General features: G+C 45.7%; 2 pseudogenes. Both read right to left on the bottom strand.

The features are described 5' to 3' along the window. Positions 1-184 (bottom strand): annotated as a pseudogene (locus BJU60_RS14910) (biotin transporter BioY); the annotation flags it as partial. A gap of 116 nt (positions 185-300) precedes the next feature. Then, a pseudogene (locus BJU60_RS15120) lies at positions 301-525 on the bottom strand (alanine dehydrogenase); the annotation flags it as partial.

Here is a 525-nt window from a genome sequence, read left to right on the forward strand (position 1 = left end):
CTAATGCGCCAAGCCGTCTGCCGAGTAAGAGACCAGCAAGCACACAAAAAAACGGCTGCATCGTAAGTGGAATTCCGCCGACCTGTAAAAACGGCACAATGGATGTGATATTGGCTCCGATAGCCATGAGTGCAGCAAACATTCCCACTAGCACAAAGTCAGCAGTTCTTGTCTTCTTTTGCATGATGTTTCCCCCTGTCTTATCTGTACAAATAGATTAAGGGGAAGAAGGATTTTTGCCAACTTGTTTTTATTTTAGGTTAACAATAAAACCCGCCCATCAATAGGGCGGGTAGCTGATTAAGCTTCGGTCATAAAAGTAGCATCGATGGCTTTGCTGACAGGTACGTAATCATAGCCGAGATCACGAGCGACCGCTTCGTACGTGATATGTCCGTTCATGACATTGACACCTTCTGCGATGGCATTGTTTTCTCTAATGGCTTTTGCAGCGCCTTTATTCGCAATTTGCAGCGCATATGGAACAGTGACATTCGTTAACGCAACAGTTGATGTCCGCGGAAC

The sequence above is a fragment of the Exiguobacterium aurantiacum genome (assembly GCF_001766415.1).
In the GTDB taxonomy this organism is placed as follows: Bacteria; Bacillota; Bacilli; order Exiguobacteriales; family Exiguobacteriaceae; genus Exiguobacterium; species Exiguobacterium aurantiacum_A.